14 protein-coding genes are annotated in these 15,762 nt (G+C 59.1%); 5 read left to right on the forward strand and 9 right to left on the reverse strand.

The genetic code is table 11. The annotated features are described in order from the left end of the window. Positions 1–11: 11 nt before the first annotated feature. From AB8A38_RS05140 to AB8A38_RS05180, 9 genes are all read right to left on the reverse strand, one after another. A complete protein-coding gene (locus tag AB8A38_RS05140; RefSeq protein WP_439085195.1) occupies positions 12–986 on the reverse strand; it encodes a TniQ family protein in 975 nt (324 codons plus the stop codon). A 2-nt stretch (positions 987–988) separates the two neighbouring features. Further along, positions 989–2,071, reverse strand: coding sequence for an ATP-binding protein (locus tag AB8A38_RS05145; RefSeq protein ID WP_439085196.1), 1,083 nt, complete (start codon positions 2,069–2,071; stop codon positions 989–991). Positions 2,072–2,084: 13 nt separating this feature from the next. Further along, positions 2,085–4,325, reverse strand: a complete 2,241-nt coding sequence (locus tag AB8A38_RS05150) for an integrase catalytic domain-containing protein (RefSeq protein ID WP_439085197.1) — start codon at positions 4,323–4,325, stop codon at positions 2,085–2,087. A gap of 17 nt (positions 4,326–4,342) precedes the next feature. Continuing rightward, entirely contained in the window at positions 4,343–4,894 is a 552-nt protein-coding gene (locus tag AB8A38_RS05155) for a hypothetical protein (RefSeq protein ID WP_439085198.1), read from the reverse strand. A 332-nt stretch (positions 4,895–5,226) separates the two neighbouring features. After that, complete coding sequence (locus AB8A38_RS05160; RefSeq protein WP_439085199.1) at positions 5,227–5,364, reverse strand: hypothetical protein; 138 nt, start codon at positions 5,362–5,364, stop codon at positions 5,227–5,229. 392 nt (positions 5,365–5,756) lie between these two features. Then, positions 5,757–7,652 carry an AAA family ATPase gene (locus AB8A38_RS05165; protein WP_439085201.1) on the reverse strand — a complete coding sequence of 632 codons (1,896 nt, stop codon included), beginning with the start codon at positions 7,650–7,652 and terminating at the stop codon, positions 5,757–5,759. A 107-nt stretch (positions 7,653–7,759) separates the two neighbouring features. Beyond that, complete coding sequence (locus AB8A38_RS05170) at positions 7,760–8,404, reverse strand: hypothetical protein (RefSeq protein ID WP_439085203.1); 645 nt, start codon at positions 8,402–8,404, stop codon at positions 7,760–7,762. Between the two features lie 289 nt (positions 8,405–8,693). Continuing rightward, the gene (locus AB8A38_RS05175; protein ID WP_439085205.1) at positions 8,694–9,623 is read right to left on the reverse strand and encodes an HlyD family secretion protein; all 930 of its coding nucleotides are present in this window, start codon (positions 9,621–9,623) and stop codon (positions 8,694–8,696) included. A 198-nt stretch (positions 9,624–9,821) separates the two neighbouring features. After that, entirely contained in the window at positions 9,822–10,616 is a 795-nt protein-coding gene (locus AB8A38_RS05180; protein ID WP_439085207.1) for a SphA family protein, read from the reverse strand. A gap of 1,065 nt (positions 10,617–11,681) precedes the next feature. Between AB8A38_RS05180 and AB8A38_RS05185 the strand changes: the two genes are divergently transcribed. The 5 genes from AB8A38_RS05185 to AB8A38_RS05205 all read left to right on the forward strand — a co-directional run bounded on the left by AB8A38_RS05185 (position 11,682) and on the right by AB8A38_RS05205 (position 15,761). Beyond that, positions 11,682–12,656 carry a formylglycine-generating enzyme family protein gene (locus AB8A38_RS05185; RefSeq protein WP_439085209.1) on the forward strand — a complete coding sequence of 325 codons (975 nt, stop codon included), beginning with the start codon at positions 11,682–11,684 and terminating at the stop codon, positions 12,654–12,656. After that, positions 12,653–13,162, forward strand: a complete 510-nt coding sequence (locus tag AB8A38_RS05190; RefSeq protein ID WP_439085211.1) for a hypothetical protein — start codon at positions 12,653–12,655, stop codon at positions 13,160–13,162. Before AB8A38_RS05185 ends, AB8A38_RS05190 begins: the two co-directional genes overlap by 4 nt. Positions 13,163–13,176: 14 nt before the next feature. Beyond that, positions 13,177–13,638 carry a YidH family protein gene (locus tag AB8A38_RS05195; protein WP_439058295.1) on the forward strand — a complete coding sequence of 154 codons (462 nt, stop codon included), beginning with the start codon at positions 13,177–13,179 and terminating at the stop codon, positions 13,636–13,638. 95 nt (positions 13,639–13,733) lie between these two features. Beyond that, a complete protein-coding gene (locus AB8A38_RS05200; protein ID WP_439085213.1) occupies positions 13,734–15,278 on the forward strand; it encodes an arylsulfatase in 1,545 nt (514 codons plus the stop codon). Positions 15,279–15,383: 105 nt separating this feature from the next. Continuing rightward, positions 15,384–15,761 carry a DUF1622 domain-containing protein gene (locus tag AB8A38_RS05205; protein ID WP_439065972.1) on the forward strand — a complete coding sequence of 126 codons (378 nt, stop codon included), beginning with the start codon at positions 15,384–15,386 and terminating at the stop codon, positions 15,759–15,761. The last annotated feature ends 1 nt before the right edge of the window (position 15,762 follow it).

Genomic DNA, 15,762 nt, shown 5'->3' on the forward strand with positions numbered 1-15,762 from the left:
GGACGCCCTCATCACAGCGTGCTCGCAATGGGATGTGCTGCAAATCGCATCTGACGAAAAGCACCGCGCCTCACGTCGAACTTCCGCTCTGCGTTCGCCAGCACAAGATCGCTGATTTCGCTCGGGTAGTTCTCCGGCCTCAGGAAGGAGAACCAATGACCGTACCAGCCATACGCGGTATGCATTTTCGCGACGCCGTTGTGGCCAGACCGTAGAAACTGGTCATAGACGTTGTCGAGCAAGCCATCGAGGCGTCGATGCTTTAGGATTTCGAAGCCCCGCGCTCGCACCTGGACCTCGGGCATATCCAACTCGCGTGCCTCGACCCAGTGGTCGCGATATCCTCCGATATCGAGGGCGCCGATCTGCCCAATGGTGTCGATCGCTTGTTTCAACGGCATCTTGTCGAGAACGGGAAGGTCGACCGTTTTCCCGACGCCAAGTCGGCCGAGCGCCCAGCGATCCATCTCAATGACATCCGGGCTTCCGGAAGACGGGATAACGACGGCGACAGTGCCGCCTGCGCAGCGGACGCAACGTTCAACGCTGACATCTTGCCAGGAAAGGGGGCTCCCGCAGGCACATGTCGAGATCAGACCCACCTCGTGTTTGGGACATGTGGTGATGAATTCGAGGTCGAACCAGAACCGCTGATGCGGCCCTTCGGCGATGCAATGCGGACACAAACGGCGTGCGGAAACCCTAAAGTCGCAATAGCGCCCGAGACGCTCGCCGCGAACCACAAGATGATCTCGCATATCCGCAACAGGGGTCGATCCCATGAATGCCGCGGGTTCGCATCCAAGAATGGAGGCGAGCCGCAACGCGCCGTTGCCTTCGCGCAGGCGAGACGGCGTCAAGTCGGTCATGGACGGGATAAGGCCGGGCATTAGAATTCCGTTACGCTCGGCGAGGCGGAGGAGAATTCCGTGGGCGGGTTCGTCCTCGGCGGGGACGACGACAAGTGGGAGAATGCGTGCGGCCATTGTCAAGCCAGCTTCTTGCTGAGAGTGTTTCGTTTACGCGCCGCTCGTTCGTTCTGCCCCCTGGCAGCCTCATTTAGCTGCGTGCGGCGACGCTCCGCCTTGGCGGCACGGAAGCCCTGAATGTCGAGGGTCTGGTTCTCGAACGGATTTTCCCAAGTCGGCGCATTGGTTTTTCGTGCATAAGCAGTCGCCAGATGCTCCATCGTCATCATGTCGGCACCGCTATCGATCGTGACTTCGGCCGCTTTGGTGACGAATTTCGTCAAGGTGCCGACATAGCCGTCGGACGCCTTGAAGAGACCCATCGCCACCGCGTCGTCATCGAATGCCAGCTTTCGGTCGAAGGGCATCCAATCCGAAAGCGCCGCGAGGAAATCCATGTATTCGCTTTCCCCTCCGAGATCGAGGTCGAACGGTCGCATGGGGTGGTTCTCGTCCTTCAGGGACTCCAGTTCGTCGTTGACGAGCGGAAGATCGCCGGCATGGAGTACTCCCATGCAAGCGACCTGAACACGCGCCTGTTTGATCAGGCACTTGATTACGTTGGCCGCATGAAGAGCCTTCGTCATGTCTCCTTCGGCGATATGATGGCAGTCGTCGAAAATGATCAGACGAATGTCCTGTTCATTGATCTGGTGACGAGCGATTGCCATCATCTGGCCGAAGGTCGTACGGCTGCCGACCCTGATGCCGATGGCAAGGAGAACGTCCCTGAACAAATCTCGACGGGTGCTTGCCTGTACTTCAACTTTAAGGACCGGGCGGACAAGGCCGTGACCGGGCTTCTCGAAGGTCACGCTCATCGTGTGCGAATAGTCTTGATTATCCGCAATCTTTAGATCGTCGCCGTTCTTCAGCGTGCCACGGTACTCTTCGCGGATATCCTCCAGAAAGTCGTTTGCGACCGTGGATTTTCCAGCCCCGGTTCTCCCGACGATGAATGCGCAACCTGCCTGCTGCGAGACGCGGAAATTGCGATACAAGCGCTGAAGGACCGCCTTGGCGTCCAACAGGTTCGAGGTTTGTGCGACGAACCGCCCAATGTGGGTCAGGCGATCATGGGTCGATTTTTCATTCCAAGTCATTCGTCTTCCTTCCTTAATCCAGATGGCTGCGCGGCCTCACGGCAAGCTTCGGCCGTGACTTGTTCTCCATAGGAGGCGGCGAAGTGGGACGCGTCGGCGTGACGGCGCGGGCGGTTTCGTTGAAGGCAGCAGGATCGAGCCGGGTCAGGTTGGGTTCGATCTGTGTGGGGCCGGACGGGACGGACGGGACGGGCGGGCGACCGCGGAACGGACCCCGTTCGTCGGGGGGAGGCGACAGGAGCTTGGGATCTTGGTGATCGTGATACCCGATGGTATTGGTGCTTTCGTCGGGCGCGAGGCGGGATCCGCGGACGTGTTCGCCCGCGTTGCGGCCGTCGGTCATCAAACGGGCGAGCTTGGAGGGCATCTTCTTCGTGGGTCGCAGCTTGCTTTTCACGAGATGAGACATCTCCCGACTTGATCTGGCCTGCTTGAGATGCGTGTCCTTGTCATATGCCGGACGTGCATTGCGCTCGCACTCGAGATAGTGCTCGTACTGATAAAGCGTCATGCCCGCGATATTGGGGTCATCGGTTTCCAGCTCCCCTTGGATCCATGCATCGCGTTCCCCGATGCGAGTTTCGTCCAGGATGTAGATGAAATTCAGATCCATGGGATCGATCCGGACGGTCACTTCGATCGAGCGCTTCCCTTCGAAATGCTTTGACCGACCGATGAGCACCGACCATGCATTCGATTGCCATCGCAGGTGTTTGTAGAAGATGCCGTTGGGAGACAGTTTGCGCCGGATGACCTTGCCCGTGAGCGGAACAAGAAGTTCGTCGGGAGGCGCGGCCGGTTGTCCGTGTTCGCGAATTCCGCGCTCCCACATCACCAAAGGCGCTTCGCCGGTTTCCGAGTGCTCCGTGGAGTGGTGGTGGTCCACGATGAATTTAGTGATGAGCCAATTCGCGTCGTTAAGACTCAACTCGACGTGCTTCATCGGCTTGTAGTTGCGCAGGGCTCTCGGGTTCGACTTCGTCGTTCCCGGCAACAGATGTACAAGCCCTGTGTTCAGCGAGTGGAACCATCGCTCGATCCGGCCCTTGAGCCATCCAGCGGCACGGGGAAGGTCGATGATCTGCATGTTGATCGCGCGCTCGGTTTCCTTCATGGAAGCCGAGCGAAACTCCGGACCGTTGTCGCAAAATAGCCGTTCAATCGAGCCGAAGCACGGATAGGTGAATTCGAAGGCGGCGTCTTTTCCGATGGCGCGGCAGACCGACTCGAGCAAGTGTTCCTTCGGCTGAAGCGCGATGCGCAAAGCCTCCATGACGCTGACCCATGAGGGTGGGGTGAAGGTAAGAGAAAAACCGAGGATCATGCGTGAATAGCGGTCGATAATGACCGTGAGCCAGGGGCGCCCCAGAATGCGTCCTTCGTTGTCGCAAACCAGAAGATCGAGCTGAGTATGGTCGACCTCGGCTTCCTCAAGTGGTCTTGTGACGATGGGACCGACGCGATTTGCCTTGGCCAGTTTGGCGGCTTCCTGAGGACCGTGACGTTTCGCCGTCAGCTCGTACTGGTCCATGCCGTTGATGGTGCGAGAAACCAGATGCTTTCCGATGAGCTTCTTCGCGCCGAGCGTCGGCAATGCCGAACCGACCTCGTTGTTATGGAGTTCGATGATGAAGCGCGCTTCCTTCAGGGCGGCCGCCATCGTTCCCGGCGGACAGCCATTTTCCGGCGCATACTTGTCGGCGATCGCGAGGTGAACGGCGTGCCGCACCTTCGGATCGACGCGGTCCGTCCTGTAGCCTTTTCGACTGTGGTTGTCGATGAGCGCGCGGATGTCACGTCCGGCGGCGATCCAGCGTTTGTACCAATCGCTCACAAGCCTTGCGCGCGGCGTCCCGTCGTAGGGGTATTGACGAGTCCCATTCTCTTCGACGCATTCGATAACTTTATCGATATGTTTGCTTTTGTTTCGCCACGGTTCCGGAAGTGCATGTAGCTCTTTGACGTACGGCTGCTTCTGCAAAGCCGAAGTCCGCTCGATGTCAGAGAATGAACCCCAATCAACCTGGAGGTTCTCCATCACGTTTGCATTGAGGGCGCGATAGGCCGCGTCCGTCGTGATCCGGCCCGTCTTGACCATGTCCAGAAGACCATGACTGGCAAGGAGCATCTCCTTGCCGGTCTCTTTCTCCGTGAAGATCCTGTACTGTTCGCGCTCCGAACCGACGATGTACTGCCGGGCGTCGATCCGGATGACATCGCCGATATGGAAGCGAACGGGGACGATACCGCGCATGTGCAATGTCCTCCCGCTCAAGTCTTCACGAAGTTGGACGTACGGCTGAACCGCGATTTGCGATCGAGTACCACGCGTCCAAGCCAGTCGAGACGCAAAGCCACGACGAAAGCGTCGATCCTGGCGCCCAGCAATTCCTGCAAAGCCGGAACCGAAGATTTCTTCGGCAACTCCTGCAAAGCCTCGATGCCTACCCATTCATCGTGATCGGTCCGGTAGGGGGCGAGGTGACGGCGCATCATCCGCGCGTTCCAGAAACGCGGCTCGACATAGACCTGCTCCTCCGTGGCGAGGCGGAAGCCGTACCCGGCGAGGTGTGCGGCGGATTTGACCGCATCGACGTAGTCGCGGCGGTAGGCACCCTGTTCGGGAGTTTTCCCGTGCAGCCATCCGACCGTGCGCACGATCGCAAGTTCCCGGTACCCGTCCTTGTGATCGAGCATGTACTGGGTCTGACCGAGCTTCACATCGCCGCGCACGTTCACCGCAAGCGGCTCGGGATCCGCGACGATGTCGGTGATGTCGTGCGAGAACGCGTCGACGACCGTGAGGAAGTTGAGGGCGAGCATCGAGTGTGCTCCGACCAGTTTTCGTCCAATTCGCATCATTGGTGTCTCTCCAACGTAATGGTCTTCCTGCCCGGACCGGATTTTCCCGGGCTGGGTGCCGACGCGACGACCGCGCCGTTTGTCGCTGGCTTGCGGCTTTGCGCGCGCAGGTTCGCTGTCCTCCGGAAGGTGCGGAGGTAGCTCGTCATCGTGGTCTGGCTTGGCAGGCGCGGCTCGACGTTGTCGCACTTCGAGGCGCGACTTGCGTGGAAGAGGGGTGGTTTCGTCCGCCTCCCGGCTGGCAACAGGACGCGTGGCGTCCTCGGTGTTTCCGGAATGCGCCGGATCGACCGTTAGCCCGCTATGTGGCAGCTCCTGGAGATGTCAGGGCCGAGAGCACCGAACATGGTTGCGCTATCGCCGCAGGGCGCGGCGTTTTCGGCATCGATGGTGGTGTTGAAGATCGACTTCTTCTTGACTTCGTTCGTCATTGCACACGACTCCTCATCTCAACGCCTGCAAAGCGTTGAGCGTCTTTGTCGTTGCCGGATTTCCGGCACGTGTCAGCGGTGCGAAAGGGTCTCCGCGGGTTTGAGGTTGAACGCTGACATTGAAGACTTCGAGGATTGGATCATCGGGCGCGAAAGAGAGAACGAGTTGATGAGTGTTTGCATCGCGTTTCTCCTTCAGTTGCGACCGTGACTTGTGGGTCGTGGTTGAATTCCCCGCCGGAATGACGAGGACCCGAGCTGAACAGGATTTCGTCCTGCCAAGCGGGCGTCAACAAAGCAGATCTCCAACCGCAGATCCAGATCCTCGAAGGATCGAATCCATCGTGAACTTGCGCGACGGTTACCGAGCGGTTCTTCGATAGTTCAAAAAATCATGACAACTTGTTCGCATCGAACAGCCCTTCGATCTCTGCAGCGCTGATTGTCCCTCGCTCCTGAAGAATTCGCGCAACGCCGCCGAAGAATTCCGAATGCTTCGCGATCACGTCCTTCGCGCGCTGCAGGCAAGCATCCAGCACGCCAGCAACCTGACGACGGAGGTTTGGATCGAGGCGAATTCTTGAAAACACTTGATCCGGCTTGCTCGCCGCAACGTAGACGAGATCGTCCCCAAGGCCGTAGGAGACTTGCATCGCTGCGGCGATCAGCGTGGCGTGCCTGAGGTCGCTGGCATCACCGCCTCCGCCGCTGTCACCGTATTCGTCGTAAACGTGAACCTCGGCCGCGATGCCCGAAAGAAGCACCGTGATCTGCGCGAGGTACGCCTTTTTGGTGAAATTGGCGCTGGGGATTTGATGGAAGACGGTCCAGCCTCCGTCGCCGTTTTGAGATACTTCCCGGAACGCACGAGCTTCGACCACGGTCCGGCGCGTTTCCGCAGCCAGAAGAGTACCGACGACCACATGGCCCGCCTCATGGACGCACGCCTTGCGGAAGGCATCCTCTGATAGCCGGACGCGTGGGGGAAGCCCATGCTCGAGATCGGCAGTCGTCAGCGGACGGCGCTCCGCCCGAGCCTTCCGGCGGGCATCGCGCACGGTCTGCTCGATCACGGCGCCGGACGCTCCTTCGAGACGGATGGCGATGTCCATCAGGCCGCTGAGATGCCGATCCTCGCGCAGATGATGTCTCAGGATGCCAAGCCTTGCCGTCGCGTCCGGAAGCCCGATGCGGATGTGTTTGCCGAGACGACCGGGACGCAGGATTGCGCTGTCGATCTTGTCCGGCATGTTCGTAGCGCCGACGGCCACGACGCCCTCGCGTCCATCGACACCGTCGAGACACTCCAGGAAGGCGTTGATGACCTCGCGCTCGTAAGTCTCATTCTTTCCATTCAGTGTTTCACGATCCCCGAAGCTGTCCAGCTCGTCGATGAACAGGATGCAGGGAGCATCTCGGCGTGCAGCATCGAATGCCCCGCGCATCGCCTTCAAGAGGTCGTTCAGGTACCCTTTGGCCTGCCAGCGGGCGAGCGAATGGATGTGAATGGGCACGTCGCATGTGCGGGCCAATGCCTGCGCGAAAGTCGTCTTCCCCGTTCCCGTGGGACCGCTGAGGAGGACGCCCCGGTCGACGTCCACCCAAGGCAGGTCTCCAGTCAGATAGGCACTCAGGTCCTTAGCAAGTTCGAGCCCCCAGATTGCCGCATCGCCGAGCCCATGCAGGTCCTCGAGACGCGTCTCATTGGGCGGATCGGCCTTCAGGCTTTTCTCGGAGGCATTCTTCAGTTGCTCGAGGCTGCGAACGACAAGATTCGAGTTGCGCCCCTGCCTGATCACCGCACCAAGCAAGGAAAGGGGAACCTCTACGACTCCCTGAAGGAGGTCCGTCGAGATACCATGGAAGCCCACGGCACGACTTGCCGCCAGAATGGCGCTCATGTCGGTCGCCGGGATCGTCACGATACCATCGGCTGCGAGCCTGAAGGTTGCAGGGAAAGCGTCGATGTCGGTCGTAACCCCAAAGACGTGGCTGTTCGCCGCGATATTTTCTGCGGTATCCGCTTCGTCGTCGCGGGAACGATTTGGTTTGCCGCTGTCGGTCCATTGCAGGACCTTGTACCCGTGGACGGAGGTCTCGCGGTGCATCCTCTGCAACATCAATCGACCAACCTTGGCCACGATTTCAATATCACTGGGATTCTTGACGACGATCCCGACAACAAATGGGGCGCCGGTGATGGCGTGATGCATGCCGCCGTGACGGAGAGCGCGAACAAGCAAACACCGGGCGATGGCAATTCCGACGTCCAGAATGGGACGCTTCATGACCCGCCGTCTCGATTTCCTGTTCATCCGTGACATAGACATGCTCCGTCGCCTTCGGCCACGCATCGCGTCGCCGGCGAACCTCTAATTTGAAAGGGAGAGGGCGATCAGCCTCGGAAGGCGGACACTCTGGTGTCGGGGCCGATACGGGCCTCGTCGAGGTCCATCTCGATGAACCGGCGCAGGACCAGCGCGGCGACGACGCCTATGGCGTCGTGTCCATTCCGGACGACTTGAAGACAGGTTGAGAGCGGCACGGAGCCATATTCCTCCAGCAGACCGAGAATCCGGACTCGGTCACCGAGGGATGCTCTGTAGGCGGCGTACTGGACGAGATCGCGTGCGTTCTCGAGTCTGACGTCGCCACGCAAGTCAGCTTCACGACGGGTTTCATAGCCGTAGCCGAGAGCCTGGGCGGCTGAGCTCGCCCATTCAGGAGGAATACGGCTGCGCAGGTTCGGGATCACATCGATCAGGCTTTGGCCTGTAGCCCGTGTGACCACGAAGTCTGGAACGTGCCTTTGAGTTCGATGGCTCAGCACGAGAGGAAGGCACGACCAGGAAGTGACCGCCGGATCGAAATCGAGGAGGACGCCGACGTCGCGCGCAGCCTGCGTCCGGAAGACCGGATAGGCCGCGCACCGAACGACATTCCTCGGCGGGAAGGAAAGGGCGGACGCTTCCTCTCTAATGCTTGTCAGCAACTTCGAGGTGGAGTCTTGCCGATCAAGATTACGCTGGGCTTTGGGCATGAATACGCTCGTCCCGAAGCGGATGAAATCATCCGGGAATCCTTGGAATGCTAAGGTCTAAGGAGTCAGCGTATGCGTATGAGCGATGCACGCGTTTCCGCGGTGCGCAGAAGGCGCATCCAAACGGTCCGGAAGTGGGAGATCACGCTCATCATGAAAAGAACAAATAGCGAACTTTTCCGTCGAGTCAACTCAAAAAATGCGGTCGGGGTCTCTCCAATTTACCTGTCTCATGCTGCATTGTCGGTATGCAACAGATGTGCCCAGCATTCATGCGGGTTTGAGACCTTCAAAGATAGAGCGCCAACGCTCTTCCATAGAGAAGCGCCCAACCAAAAAAATCGAAGGGTGCTGAGTTTGGGGCATAGGCCGTTGCCGTACCGGACATGCCAGGCCGAAGCGCAGTTGGCTCAATGTCCTTCGGACGATTAATGAGAGCGGGATACTCTGACGTCATCGGCAGGGAGGTTACCTTGGTCATCGCTCCCGACGCTGCGATCTGTCCTTCGCCGACGCCGCTTACGACGTCGCCGATCGTTGTGCTGTAAAGGTGCCCAGGATTATTCGAGAGCGCGAACTGGACTCGGACGCCAGGCTTAATGGTCTGATACCCATTTTGTGAGAAGATGCCGATGAGCTGGATGGCATCCGAAACGACGAAAGACAGCGCGGCCTTTGAAGAAGTGGCACGGTCGCCTTTGCTCAGTGCAAGGCTCGCGACATAGCCGTCGGCAGGCGCCCTAATCGTCGTTTGATCGAGATCGTATTTCGCCTTGTCGAGTTGAGCTTTTAGTTGATCGACCTCCGATTGGCGCTCCTCGACGTCAAACGCTCGGCCCGCACTTCCTGCTTGTAACTGCTTCATCTGGGCAAGTCGGAGATCTTGAAAACCGAGTTGGGCCTCTATGAGGCGAACTTGAGCCTCAAAGGGCGTAGGATCGATCTTGAAGAGCACCGCATCGGCCTTGACCAGTTCATTTGCCTTGACAGGAACGTCTACGATTGGCCCGGAGACGTTGGGGGTGACTTCAACCACGCGGCTGATGACAACGACCCGGGCAGTCGGAGCTAGGTAGCTTAGAAATCCCGCGAATATAGCGCAAACGACGATGCCAATCAGCACCGTGACGATCCCGGCGCCCCATCCCCATCGCAGCCACTTGAGCTTCACGAAGAGCAACCAGACGACTAGCACGTAAAGGATAGCGACGATGCCCATCAGCACCCCCAATGTTCAGATGTCAGTCTTGGTCGTTATCCAAATACGGGAAAAGTCGCACCGCTGATCAGAGCGATCAACATCACGCATGTTCTCACTATCATCACGTGATTCCGATTCTGACTATGCTGCCTTTGCAGAGCGTTCGATAGATAGGCGCCCTCCGAGGAGGCCAAACTACGTGTGCCATCGAAGACATCAAAATTTCGATCTGACCGTTCCGGCGCGAACATTCGCGTCCATCGCTATGGGCAGCGATACCGTGAAAAATCCCGCTGTGCCTTCCATCCGATTCTCTGCCGCAAATTCGCGGAAGACCTTGAGGCGCGTTGAAATGGGAAGCTTGCCGACTTCAAATGTATAGCCAAGCGCCCCGCCCAGAGCGACGACGCGCCCTTCAAAAGATCCAAGGCGAGCGCCGCTTCCGGAATCGGCGGTCAATTGCTGATAATAATAGCCGACCAGGCCAAGTGTGAATTCCTTGGTAATGTACTTCGTGGCCGCCCATTCAAGGTGAAATTCGTCGCCGCTCTTGTAGTCCGTAGCGGTGTTGGTCTGATTGAACGTGAAGCCCGCGCTCGCGGATAGATCCCAACCCAGTGTCGGATCGAGCCACGTCAGCGCCGTGAAGACGTCAATCGCAGGGCGGTTCAGCGACGCGTTCGAGAGCTGCCCGGGGACGTAAGTCCCGGACGGGATGACACCGCCGACGCCGACTTGCCAGTGAAAATTTCCGGAACGCCAGCCGACGAAGGAGTTGATGAAAAAATCGCTGAGAGCGAGTTCGGAATCTACTGCGTTGACGCCGATCGGTCCGAAGCGCGGCGAATTCACCAAGAGATTTGCGTTTACGCGTGGCTCTCCGAACGGCGTGGTCAACGAGAATGCCAGGTCACCACCAAAGATCTTGGCGGGCGTCACCCAGATCGTTGTCGGGAGGTTGATCCAAGTCTGCTGCGACACATTTGCGACAAGCAGGCCGCCCGTGGGCAAGGTTCTGCCTCCGCCCAGTTTTCCGCTGTAGAAGTATGTGTCGTCCTGAAAATATACGCCTGGTGGGGGAGTAATTCCGGCGCCAGGCCCTCGTGTCCCCAGCAAATAGGCGCCTGTCGCTCCTTCAGCGGCTCTCGCTGAACGTGGGGTACTCGAGATCGCTATTAACACAAGAGCCGCCGCACCGATTTCACGTCTCACCTGTCACCTCACAGCATGATGGAAACGCCCGCTTCATTGGCAATCGAATGGGCAATATGTAGTCACAGCTTCTGCGCTCTTACAACAGGGTCCAGTTTCCCGAAATGACCAATGATCTGTTCCATCCTCGCAATAGAACGCGCCCAGTTGAATAAAACTGACTACGCATTCGCGCGTGCTTCAAAGGTGCGGCGCGACATGCGGCCTCACGAAATGAAGCGTATTTCCACGATTGACGTCCGAGATAATATGCGCAGACTGGGGCAAATCCGAAGATGACTGCGTCCGGTTGCGGACAAAAGCGATATCCCGAGATAGCTCTCCTGAAGTGTGCTGCATCTTGAAAGGGGTCGAAAATGCATTCGTTCGTGATGGACTCTATCCACCTTATCGGTCGTCCGCCGAAATTTTTCGGTAGATCAACATGCGCAGTCGCGATTGTTTGCGCCTGCGTTGTGTGGAATACTGCACCCGCATCTGCATTCAGCTCAGACACCGGCCTCCAACAGCAAGTTCGCAATGACAGTGACGTAACGCAGGTGCGTGCGCGCGGAGGCGTTGCGGTGCGTACGAGAACGGCGGTCGGCCCAAGAGGCGGCGTGTATCACAGTAGAACGGTTGTTCGCCGAGGAGCCGTGGTGCGTCCCGGGTATGCCGGGGGCGGCGTTCGATGGGCTCGTCCCTACGGCTGGCCGAGGGGCGGTGCAATAGCGGCAGGAGCGGCGATTGGAGTCGTGACGGCCGCCACTGCTGCGGCCTGGGCGGGCACTCCTCCGGCACCCGGGATGTGCTGGTACTACACGGACCCATCGCGCACCCAAGGTTTCTGGGACTATTGCCGATAGATGCCGGGAGCAGCCTGTCATGACACTGTCGGACGCCCCTCCGGAACAGATTGAACGGCCGGTGGACATCTCGGACATGGTCCGGATTCCGGGCGGCATATTCCGAATGGGATCCGATGACCATTACCCGGAGGAAGCACCTGTTCACCGAGTAAAGGTCGAGGGCTTCCGGATCGACCGCACGCCCGTGACGAACCGTCAGTTCAAAGCGTTTGTCAGGGCGACGGGCTACAAGACCTTTGCCGAAATTCCGCCGGACCCGAAGGACTATCCGGGTGCGTTGCCGAACATGCTGTACGCCGGTTCATTGGTGTTTGCGCCGCAGCAGAGTGTGACCAATCTGCGCGACTGGAGCCAGTGGTGGCAATTCATGAAGGGGGCCGATTGGCGTCATCCTTACGGACCGAAGAGCAACATCAACGTCCTCGATCATCATCCGGTCGTGCATGTGTCGTTCGCCGATGCCTTGGCCTACGCGCAGTGGGCAGGCAAAGATCTGCCGACCGAGGCCGAATGGGAATTCGCGGCGCGCGGCGGTCTCGAGGGTGCTGAATTCGCATGGGGCGACGAGTTCACGCCGGACGGCGTCCATATGGCCAACACCTGGCAAGGTGAGTTCCCCCGTCAGAACGTGAACACGGACGGATATGAGCGCACTTCGCCGGTGACGGCATTCCCGCCGAATGGCTATGGCGCTCACGACCTGATCGGCAACGTTTGGGAATGGACGACAGACTGGTATGCGCCAAAGCATGATGCTGATGCGCCCAAGGCCTGCTGTATTCCGGAAAACCCGCGCGGCGCTCGGGAAGAGGGCAGCTACGACCCGGCCCAGCCTAACATCAGGATTCCGCGCAAGGTCATCAAGGGCGGGTCGCATCTGTGCGCGCCGAACTATTGCCGCCGCTACCGGCCAGCGGCGCGGCATGCGGAGCAGGTGGACACATCAACCAGCCATCTGGGATTTCGCTGTGTCGTGCGGGGCATGACATGACGGCTGCTCCTACTTCAGCGTTCGCGCGCCTCCTGACGTCCGCCGCGATCGTGCTGTCCGTCGTCCTCCTGTTGCTCGGCGCCTACCGATACGGGTGGTCGATGGAAATCCACCGTCGGTTCTGGGTGGACATCTTCGAGCGCCTCCACGGACCGATGACGTTCCGCTTCTATCTGCAGCCGACGATGGCGCTGCTGGCGGCACTCCCCGACGGCATCCGGGATGCACGGCTCGGCCACCGCTCGTTCTTCTGGTCGGTTTGGTGGGACCGTAACGCCTCCACGGGGCGGCTGCGGGAAGGTGTAACATCCGTCGCGCGCATCGTGCTGCTCGGCATCAGCATGGACGTGATCTACCAATTCAAAGTGCTCGACCGTTTCTACCCGGTGGAAGCGTTGATGATGGCGATCATGCTCGCTGTCATTCCATATTTCGTCTTCCGATGGATCGTCGAGTTGATTGCTCGTTGGTGGTTCGCGCGAACGGGCACGGGCACGGCTATGTAACACAAGGACGTTCGATGATCGAAAGCGTGTCCTCCAAGTCCCCCGCCGACCAGATATCGGTCGAACTGTCGTCGCGTCGGACCGGGATGTCGTTTCAAAGGACGCGCATGAGCGCGGACCGCACCCTAATGTCGGTGATCCGGACGTCGCTGTCACTGATCTCGTTCGGCTTCACGATCTCCCAGGTGTTCGAAAAGCTGCGCGACCAGAACGTGATCACACACGGCGCCCCCGCTCGAAATTTCGGCGTGACGCTGGTGGCGCTCGGCATCCTGATGCTGATCGGCGGCCTGATCTATCACTTGCAGTTCATGGTGCAACTGCGTGAAGAGAGGAAGATGATGGCTGCCGACGGGCTGATCCACGCCCAGAGCGGCTTTCCGGTGTCGCTGACACTGATCACCGCGGTAATCCTGCTGTTCATCGGCATCGCCGCCATCGTCAGCATGATGTTCCAGGTCGGGCCGTTCGGTTGAAAAGAGGAGCGCCGACGCGTCCCGTCGAGACGACAATCAGTTTGAGACCAGAAGCGACCTCGAATTCGACAGATGTAAGAATGGGAGTTGATCGAATGGCCAAAAGCAGCAAGCCGAACATCATCATGATCATGGCCGACGACGTCGGCATCTGGAACATCAGCGCCTATCACCGGGGCATGATGGGTGGCAGCACTCCGAACCTCGACCGTATCGCGCGCGAGGGCGCGCTCTTCACCGACTACTACGGACAGCAGTCATGCACTGCGGGACGCGCGGCATTCATCACGGGGCAGACGCCGTTCCGGACGGGACTATTGAAAGTCGGATTGCCAGCGGCGAAACAGGGCCTGCAGGATTCCGATCCGACCATCGCCGAATTCCTCAAGCCGCTTGGCTATGCGACAGCGCAGATCGGCAAGAACCATCTGGGGGATCGCAACGAATACCTGCCGACGGTCCATGGCTTCGACGAGTTTCACGGTATCCTCTACCACTTGAATGCAATGGAAGAACCCTACTACCCGGATTATCCGAAAGACGAGAAATTCCACTCAAAGTTTGGCCCGCGTAACATTATCAGTACTGTTGCCACAGACGTCGATGATGCAACGGAGGATCCGCGTTGGGGCCGCGTCGGCAAACAGAAGATCACCGACGCCGGTCCACTGCCGCCGCATCCCGGCATGGATCCGGCCGCAAAGGTGAGCATGGAAGACATCGACGCCGATCTGGTGAAGCGCTCATGCGACTTCATCGAGCGCTCGGTGAAGGCCGAGAAGCCGTTTTTCCTCTGGCACAACTCTACGCGCTGCCATTCCTGGACGCATCTGTCCAAGCAATGGGACGGCAAAACCGGCTATGGCTTGTTTGCCGACGCAATGGCCGAGTTGGACTGGGTCGTAGGCGAACTGCTCGCCAAGCTGGACGAACTCGGCATCGCCGACGATACGATCGTGATGTTCACCAGCGACAATGGCGCGGAAATCTTCAGTTGGCCCGATGGCGGCAATCATCCGTTCCGCGGCGAGAAAGGCACTGTCTACGAAGGGGGGTTCCGGGTCCCCATGCTCGTCAAGTGGCCTGGGGTCATCAAGCCGGGCACCATTATCAACGAAATCGTGTCGGCCGAAGACTGGATGCCGACCCTCGTCGCGGCTGCCGGCGGCGATCCAGATCTGAAGCAGAAGCTGCTCACTGGCTACAAGGCGGGAACGAAAACCTTCAAAAACCATCTCGACGGCTACAACTTCATGCCGTTCTTCCAAGGCAAGGTCACCGAGAGTCCGCGAAGGGAGTTTTTCTATTTCAGCGACAACGCCGACCTGATGGCGGTGCGTTATAACCAGTGGAAAATCACCTTTAAGACCATTGTCGGCAACTTATTCAGCGGCAAGGAGGACTCTACCAACGTCCCGCTTGTAACCAACCTGCGCGTTGACCCGTGGGAGCGATACCAGACCGAGTCGACGTCCTACGGCGAATGGTGGGGGAAGGCACTGTGGGTCATGATGCCCGCCATGGGTATCATGGGTCAGTTCCTAGCTACCTTCAAAGATTATCCGCCCAGCCAAGCTTCCGGATCACTCAGCATTGAGAAGGCATTGCAGGCGTTGCAGGAGGGGGGCCGGAAGAACTGAACAGCGCGCAGCAATCGTGGAGCGACAGCGGACGATGACGGCATAGACATCGTCCGCTCGAAACCGGTCGGGGCGACGTTCAGTCCGAAGCGGGAATGAAGATGCATGAAAGAGTGGCTGATCTATGCGACCGAGAACGCCATCGTCGTCATTGATGCGCTGGCGCTCGTCATCATCGTCGTGGGCACGGTGGAGGCCTTCTTCAGCGGCATGCGTGCGATGCTGGGGTCGCCGTCCGGGCATGAGCGGCGCGACGTCTGGCTGCGCTATGCACGCTGGCTGGTGGCGGGGCTGACGTTCCAGCTTGCCGCTGACATCGTCGAGACTTCGATCACGACCGATTGGAACGCGACAGGGCGGATCGCCGCGGTCGCGCTGATCCGTACCTTCCTCAACTACTTCCTCGATCGCGATCTGGAGGAAGTGCGCGGGCGGCAGCGCGAGACAGGCGCAGCGCCGGCGAAGCCGGTAGGAGGGAATTGAC

Source organism: Tardiphaga sp. 839_C3_N1_4 (assembly GCF_051811045.1).
Taxonomy (GTDB): Bacteria; Pseudomonadota; Alphaproteobacteria; order Rhizobiales; family Xanthobacteraceae; genus Tardiphaga.

Excerpts from the sequence above, each read along its gene's own strand:
- AB8A38_RS05175 (WP_439085205.1), bottom strand. The coding sequence starts at position 9,623 with ATGGGCATCGTCGCTATCCTTTACGTGCTAGTCGTCTGGTTGCTCTTC.
- AB8A38_RS05195 (WP_439058295.1), top strand. The coding sequence starts at position 13,177 with ATGATCGAAAGCGTGTCCTCCAAGTCCCCCGCCGACCAGATATCGGTC.
- AB8A38_RS05170 (WP_439085203.1), bottom strand. The coding sequence starts at position 8,404 with ATGCCCAAAGCCCAGCGTAATCTTGATCGGCAAGACTCCACCTCGAAG.
- AB8A38_RS05205 (WP_439065972.1), top strand. The coding sequence starts at position 15,384 with ATGAAAGAGTGGCTGATCTATGCGACCGAGAACGCCATCGTCGTCATT.
- AB8A38_RS05145 (WP_439085196.1), bottom strand. The coding sequence starts at position 2,071 with ATGACTTGGAATGAAAAATCGACCCATGATCGCCTGACCCACATTGGG.
- AB8A38_RS05190 (WP_439085211.1), top strand. The coding sequence starts at position 12,653 with ATGACGGCTGCTCCTACTTCAGCGTTCGCGCGCCTCCTGACGTCCGCC.
- AB8A38_RS05160 (WP_439085199.1), bottom strand. The coding sequence starts at position 5,364 with ATGACGAACGAAGTCAAGAAGAAGTCGATCTTCAACACCACCATCGAT.
- AB8A38_RS05165 (WP_439085201.1), bottom strand. The coding sequence starts at position 7,652 with ATGAAGCGTCCCATTCTGGACGTCGGAATTGCCATCGCCCGGTGTTTG.
- AB8A38_RS05185 (WP_439085209.1), top strand. The coding sequence starts at position 11,682 with ATGACACTGTCGGACGCCCCTCCGGAACAGATTGAACGGCCGGTGGAC.
- AB8A38_RS05150 (WP_439085197.1), bottom strand. The coding sequence starts at position 4,325 with ATGCGCGGTATCGTCCCCGTTCGCTTCCATATCGGCGATGTCATCCGG.
- AB8A38_RS05140 (WP_439085195.1), bottom strand. The coding sequence starts at position 986 with ATGGCCGCACGCATTCTCCCACTTGTCGTCGTCCCCGCCGAGGACGAA.
- AB8A38_RS05200 (WP_439085213.1), top strand. The coding sequence starts at position 13,734 with ATGGCCAAAAGCAGCAAGCCGAACATCATCATGATCATGGCCGACGAC.
- AB8A38_RS05155 (WP_439085198.1), bottom strand. The coding sequence starts at position 4,894 with ATGCTCGCCCTCAACTTCCTCACGGTCGTCGACGCGTTCTCGCACGAC.